The 6,702-nt window shown below is 32.7% G+C and carries 5 protein-coding genes; all 5 read right to left on the bottom strand.

The genetic code is table 11. From position 1 onward, the window contains the following. Positions 1–256: 256 nt before the first annotated feature. Positions 257–1,867: an MFS transporter gene (locus C7377_RS09125; protein ID WP_116497053.1), complete on the bottom strand. Its 1,611-nt coding sequence runs from the start codon at positions 1,865–1,867 to the stop codon at positions 257–259. Positions 1,868–1,870: 3 nt separating this feature from the next. Continuing rightward, positions 1,871–2,938, bottom strand: coding sequence for an HlyD family secretion protein (locus C7377_RS09120; RefSeq protein ID WP_116497052.1), 1,068 nt, complete (start codon positions 2,936–2,938; stop codon positions 1,871–1,873). Between the two features lie 20 nt (positions 2,939–2,958). Beyond that, positions 2,959–4,275, bottom strand: coding sequence for a TolC family protein (locus C7377_RS09115; RefSeq protein ID WP_116497051.1), 1,317 nt, complete (start codon positions 4,273–4,275; stop codon positions 2,959–2,961). Positions 4,276–4,327: 52 nt separating this feature from the next. Then, the gene (locus C7377_RS09110; RefSeq protein ID WP_116497050.1) at positions 4,328–4,774 is read right to left on the bottom strand and encodes a GbsR/MarR family transcriptional regulator; all 447 of its coding nucleotides are present in this window, start codon (positions 4,772–4,774) and stop codon (positions 4,328–4,330) included. Between the two features lie 667 nt (positions 4,775–5,441). Next, on the bottom strand, positions 5,442–6,692 hold the full coding sequence (locus C7377_RS09105; protein ID WP_243408315.1) for an SDR family oxidoreductase: 1,251 nt from the start codon (positions 6,690–6,692) through the stop codon (positions 5,442–5,444). Positions 6,693–6,702: the final 10 nt, after the last annotated feature.

Raw genomic sequence — 6,702 nt, 5'->3', positions numbered from 1 at the left:
GAGCTATATGTAATTGGCATAGCACTGCGATGATATAGCATTTACAAAAGGACGGGAATTTGAGTGAAGCGAAAATGTAGGAATTTTGTTCGCCGCAGGCGAATGCTATATCATCGGTCTCGTGTATGCGTCAGTAACGGGAAAATGCGCGAGTATTTTCCGCTGACGCACTAAAGATAGCAAAACGAGTTGAATTTCCGAATGGGAAATTCAGCCGTTATTGCGCTTACACGTTGTTGGCAACTGGCTTTATTTTCTAAACCGCGACAGCACCTGATCCAGCGGCTATAGTTTCTGTAGTATTTTTTCTTACTCTAAAATTATATCCTTTAATCGATTCGCCTTTAAGCAGTTTTCGTACTAATATTAATCTTCGGTAATAGGTGTTTTCAAAACGTATTGCCAAGGTGAATAGCATTATAATTATTCCTGCAATAATGGAATAACCATATAATGCTTTGGATGCTGTTAATACAGCTTGTATTCGCGATCGTCCATATAATGCCAATCCACCACCTCTGTATTGTGACAAATCTACGGCATCCAAATGATGTGCTATGTTTTCCAACCCTTGTAACTGTAATTTGTAAAACAACCAAGAGTAAATGGCTCCAGCAAATGCTACACTTATTAATGAACGAACCACAATTGACAAGGATGCTACTGCTAAGGTTTCAGCCATATCAAAACCATCCAAGGCATAAAACCAAATACTTATAAAAAGAATGACCATTCCCATTCCTCTTAATATAGAAGGAACAATTAAATAGTTGATGTCAACTTCTGGACTGATTAAAAAATACATCATTACAAAGTGTAAGGTGTAAAAAATCATTCCTGAAATAATTAAAAATTTGGTAGGCCATTTTTTTGCATACCACTTTCTAGCATAAATAGCCCCTATAATAATTCCTGGTACCATTGCGTAATTCAATAGGTTGTTGGTGAGCGAATCATAGCCAAGAATACCAACCGTAAAGGTGTTTTGAATAACACCCGAAGCTAAAAACATACCTAAACACATCAATAAAATAAAGCCTTGAATAAAGTTTTTCTTTTTAAAAACACTTAACGGAACATAAGGTCGTTTTAATCCTTTTTGTCGCCATAGAAAAAGAAACATAGTGATGATAAAGCCAATGGTTGAAGCTTGTATATAGCTTGAAGCAAACCAATCTTGTTGTTTGGCAAATACTAAGGTATAGGTTAATAGGAAAAAGGACACTACAAAAAGTAACATACTCAATAAATCAATTTGATATAAAGGTAGTTTTCTTGAAAATCGTAAGTCGTGCATAAAAATAACCGAGATAAGCACCAAAACAAGCATTATAATTGCCATTACCAAATAGACCGATTCCCATTGTAGGTTATAGGCAATTTTTGCAAAGAAATAACCTCCTATTTGAGCGGTTGAAATACTTAAAGGATAAAATACTGTATAAAATTTGGTTCGGTCGCCATCTGGACTTAGAATAAATAATAGTGGAAGTACAAACTCAATAATGGCAATGATTTTAAAAAAACCAATGACAAAGTTTGCTGCAATAATAACATACGGACTATCTGTGCTTATAATGGCTATTGAACACAATGCGATCATCGACAAACTGGTAATCATCAACTCTTTGCTTCTAAATCGCATTTTAAACCGTAACAAATACGGTAAGGCTGTACCCATTCCAATAAAGGAAGCATAGTTTGCAAACGAGAGATACTCAGAATAAAGTGCCAAATCACTCATCATATTGCTAAAATTGGCTGTATAAATTCCACCTACAACCAATAACGGAAATAGGTATAGAATAATGAGCAATAGCATTGCGGGTTTGGGCACCCAATCTTTAAAAAGTCCTTGGTTATACATTGGTTATTCTACGATAATATTTACATTCATTCCTACACGTAAACGATTTAAATCTTCGTCTGAATTTTCTTCTGTAAAATCAATACGAACCGGAATACGTTGCTGTACTTTTACAAAATTTCCTGTAGAATTATCCACAGGAATGGTTGATAATTTTGAACCTGTAGCTGCCGAAATAGAACTTACTTTGCCTTTAAAGGCTTTTCCGCCCAAAGCATCGACTTCAATAGTAATGGCTTTTCCTGCAACAATATCTTCCATTTGGGTTTCTCTAAAATTGGCAATAACCCATTTTTTATCATCGGTTACAATACTGGCTACTTGCTGACTAGGATTTAACAACTGTCCTTCGTTAACTTTACGTCTTCCCATAAAGCCATCGTAAGGTGCTGTGATAACAGTATAAGATAAATTGAGTTTCGCTAAGTCTAAAGCTGCCTCTGCTTGCTTGATTCCTGCTTGGCTCATTTCAATTCTACCATCCATTTCACGAAGCGAATAATCTACCGATTTACGTTGTCCTAATAAGGCGTTGTATTGCGCTTTGGCAGCATCGTACTTGGTTTTTATACCATCGTATTGTTGTTGGGTTACCGCTTCATCTTTTAACAAGGCAGCAAAACGATTTAAGTCTCTTTCAGAATTTTCTAAATTGGATTTTGCACCAGCAATATTGGCTTCAATAATAGACGTGTTGTTAGCAACTGTATTAATTGTTGATTTTGCTGTTTTTTCACCAGCTAAAGCACTTAAATAAGCAGCTTCGGCTTGTAAAACTTTGGCTTTAATTTCGCTATCATCTAAAATCACCAACGTATCGCCTTTTTTTACTCTCTGGTTTTCTTCAAAACGAATTTCTTTAATATAAGCGGAAACTCTTGTGTTTATTGGATTGATATAAGCTTCTACTTGTGCATCGTTTGTAAAGTTTTTATCGCCAATATGGAAATAGTGTTTTAATACAAAAATCAAGGCAACTAATGCTACTAAAAATATAAGTAGATTGATAAAAAACACCGTTTTTTTGTTTTTACCTGCTTTCTTTTCGGTTTTTGAATTGTTATCTGACATCTTTATTCTTTTTGCAATGGTTATAGTGTTCCTACAGTTTTTAATACATTATAGTATGCCTGAAGGATATTAATTTCTGAATTTACATATTGTAATTCGGCTTCTAATTTAGAGTTGCTAGCATCTAACATTTCAGTAATAAGTGCTAACTGATTTAAATATTTTTTTTCAATAATTTTATAGTTTTCTTCAGCCAAACGTTTGCTTTCTAAATAGGTTGCTTTTTGTGAAATTGCTTCGTTGTATTTTAAATAAGCTGCTTGTGTAGCCACTTGCAAATTTTGTTGGGTAAGCGTTTTGGCTTCGGTTACTTGCTCTACTTTTAGCTTGTTTAATGACTCTTTTGCTTTGTTTTTGTAAAGTGATTCAATATTATAGGTTAACGATACACCAACTTGCCAACTGTTAGAGTACACATCATTTATTGGAAAGGAATTGGTTAATGGCCGTTGCATATTATAGCCAGCAAAACCTGCTAAAATAGGTAGTTTATCTGCTTTGGTAATATCTAAGCTTGTTTCGGCTAATTCCTTTTGGGTATCCATAGTTCTAATAAGTGGATGATTGGTAGCTACTTCGTCTTGATATGTTTCTATATTTTGTAACGCAGGATTAAGTTTCAGCGTTTCTTCATCAGGAATAATTTTAGTATTTGCTGGTAATCCTAATGCAATAACCAATTGGTTGTTTAAAATTGAAATATTATTGTTTATCGTTACAATGGCTTGGTTTAAAGATGCTAATAATAAATCGCCACGAATTACTTCGTTACGTGTTACCATTCCTTGATTGTAGAAACTAGTTACATTATCAATTCGTTTTTGAGCCAATTTGATGTTTTCTTGAAATACTTGCTTTTGATTGTACAATTTGTAAAGGCTTAAATAGTTAGAAATCACTAAATATTTAATGCCAATTTCATCGTTTTCTAAACTTAAATTTGCCAATTCTTCTTGAAGATTTCCAACCTTAATGGTATTATTAATAGCGTTTCCTTTGTAAAGCAATTGTTGCGCCTGTATGGAAAAGTTATTACCAAAATGTGGCATATCTACGGTTTGTATGTTTGAAAAATCGGTGTCCAAAATTTCAATATCACCCAAATACATTGCTGTTGCACCAACAGATAGGTTTGGCAATTTTAGTTGCTTATAGACTTCGGTTTGCTTTTTGGCAATATCAACCGATTTTTTAGAGACTTTTAGTTTTTGATTGTTTTCTAGCGCAAGCTGAACAATCTCATCAATGGTATAGGTTTTAGAATTTTCTTCTTGTGAAAAGCCAAAGCCATAAACGAATACTAGTATTATACTAATTGTATGTCTTATATAATTCATTAATTTATAGTTATTTTAGTTCTTAACAAAAAGAACTTATTGTGTAAATTTTTTATTTTTCTTTCCACTTTATAATTGCTTCATCAATTTTTTGATTTAAAAAGTTCTGAAAATCAATGACATCTTTCAGCTCGTTGTTAAATTCTATGTCGTTATTGCTTCGGTGTTTTAAAACATCTTCCATTACATTGTTAAAATCATATAGTTTTTTAGCATATTCCTCAACTCTCTTTTTCCAATTTTCTAAATCTAGATAAAAGTATCTTTTTCTATCACCACTAAATGTTTTGTAATTAATTGTACCATCTTGTAAATGACCATTTATTGCATTGCTTACTGCACTTTTACTTGCGTTTAAAAACTCTCTAATTTCATCAAATGTTTTATAAGAAGGTTCGGCTAATAACAAGAAACTAAATACTCTGCTTGCAATGGGTGTTTTTCCAAATTGCTCATATACAACTCCAATATCTTCTACACGTTGTTTTAAATTATCCATATCAAAATATGTATTGTTTCTGTGCAAATATAAAAAGTTTTTTTAGTTCTGTAAATAAAGAACTAAAAATAAATATTTATTACACAAAAATTTTCTAGTAAATATTTATAATTACAGAACTAAGTTCAAACAATTATTTTAATATAAATAAAAAGTATAATGCTTGAACTTATCATAAGGTGTGTGTTAGTAATGATTTGTGGTACGCTAATTAAGATAAGTTTTTTTATAATGAAAATACATAGCCTTTATTCAGGATGGGTCAAGCTTGCTGCTAACGCAGTGCTATGTGTAGTTGTCTGTTTTTTTGTGAAGATAATTAAAATCGTTAGATTTTATATTTTTGGGAACAAAAAAATAGCAACCAATTGCATATAGCTAATGATGTGTAGCGTAAATCACGCCTTGGCGGCGTTGTTTGATGATAGTGTTTTTTTAGCTAATAGAGCTATATGTAATTGTCATAGCACTGCGATGATATAGCATTTACAAAAGGACGGGAATTTGAGTGAAGCGAAAATGTAGGAATTTTGATCGCCGCAGGCGAATGCTATATCATCGGTGAGTATAAGAATAGTAGCCGACTGCGTAGCACTTTCCTTTCAAGTTACAAGAAAGTTGAAGCGGGCTACAATCCTCGAATTTACTACTGAACCGGCTATTATTTTTATACATTGTTGTGTTTAGTTATTTTTTTTATCATTCCATTGAAAATAAAACTATGAAATGGAAGAACTGTATACCAATATAATCGACCAATTAATCCTAATGGCCTGAAAGTAGCTGTTTGAATCAATTTATTGTCAATAATTCTAAATTCGAGCCAAGCTTCCCCCGGTAATTTCATTTCGGCAAATAGCAGTAAACGGCCCTCTCTTTTATCTGCGTATAATACTCTCCAAAAATCTAATGCGTCACCTGCATTTAAAAAGTTATCCGAAGTGCGTCCTCTTCTCAATCCAACACCACCAAATAACTTATCTATAAACCCTCTTAAACGCCATAACCAGTTCCCATAATACCAACCTTTTTCACCTCCAATGCTCCAAATTCTTTCAATACAATTATCTCGATTGGAAACAGTTTTTTCTCTAACATCTCGAAAACATCCAAAAGAAGGAACGTGGATGAAATCTGATATATTTAAATTAAAATCACTACTTATAAAGGCATCCTTCCAACTGGAAATTACTTCATTTCTTTCAATTTTACTAAAAGCTCTTTCTAATGACAGCCTGTAACTTATTGGTTCTATTCCCAGTATTTTGTTTATATCGTCATTTCGGCATATCACTTCTATTTTCATACTATTAACTAATGCACTGGCAAGTTTATATGAGGTTGATGTTACAAAATACAACCAATATGAAGAAAGTTTGGGAGTCATAACAGGAATAGTAAAAATATATCGTTTTAGGTTTCTTAATTTTCCTAATTCCAGAAGCATCTCTTTATAAGATAAAATATTGGATCCACCAATATCAAAATCTCTATTAAATGTTTTTGGGTTAAATATCGTTTTTGAAAGTATTTTGATTACATCTGATATTCCTATTGGCTGACATTTAGTATTTAGCCATTTAGGTGTAATCATAATTGGAAGTTTTTCTACTAAATCCCTCATAATTTCAAAGGAGGCACTTCCTGAGCCAATAATAATACCCGCTCTCAAGGTTGTGAAACTATATTTACCCCTGCTAAGTTCTATTTCAACATTTTTTCTGGAAGCCAAGTGCTTTGATAACTCCGATTCGTTAATTATACCGCTTAAATACACAACATGTTGTGCACCTGTTTTATTAAGAGCATTTTTGAAATTAACAGCAGATTCTTTTTCCAGTGTAAGATAATCTGATGAAACTGACATAGAATGAACTAAATAAAAAGCTCCGTCAATATCTTTTGGAATATTTTCCAATGAAGCTTTA

It is taken from the genome of Balneicella halophila (assembly GCF_003096835.1).
Lineage (GTDB): Bacteria > Bacteroidota > Bacteroidia > Bacteroidales > Balneicellaceae > Balneicella > Balneicella halophila.
The sequence above is the reverse complement of the archived record's forward strand: the minus strand, read 5'-3'. Positions and strand labels throughout refer to the sequence as shown.

What these genes read in the sequence shown, in the direction of transcription:
- C7377_RS09120 (WP_116497052.1), bottom strand. Translation starts at nt 2,938, where the DNA reads ATGTCAGATAACAATTCAAAAACCGAAAAGAAAGCAGGTAAAAACAAA.
- C7377_RS09110 (WP_116497050.1), bottom strand. Translation starts at nt 4,774, where the DNA reads ATGGATAATTTAAAACAACGTGTAGAAGATATTGGAGTTGTATATGAG.
- C7377_RS09115 (WP_116497051.1), bottom strand. Translation starts at nt 4,275, where the DNA reads ATGAATTATATAAGACATACAATTAGTATAATACTAGTATTCGTTTAT.
- C7377_RS09125 (WP_116497053.1), bottom strand. Translation starts at nt 1,867, where the DNA reads ATGTATAACCAAGGACTTTTTAAAGATTGGGTGCCCAAACCCGCAATG.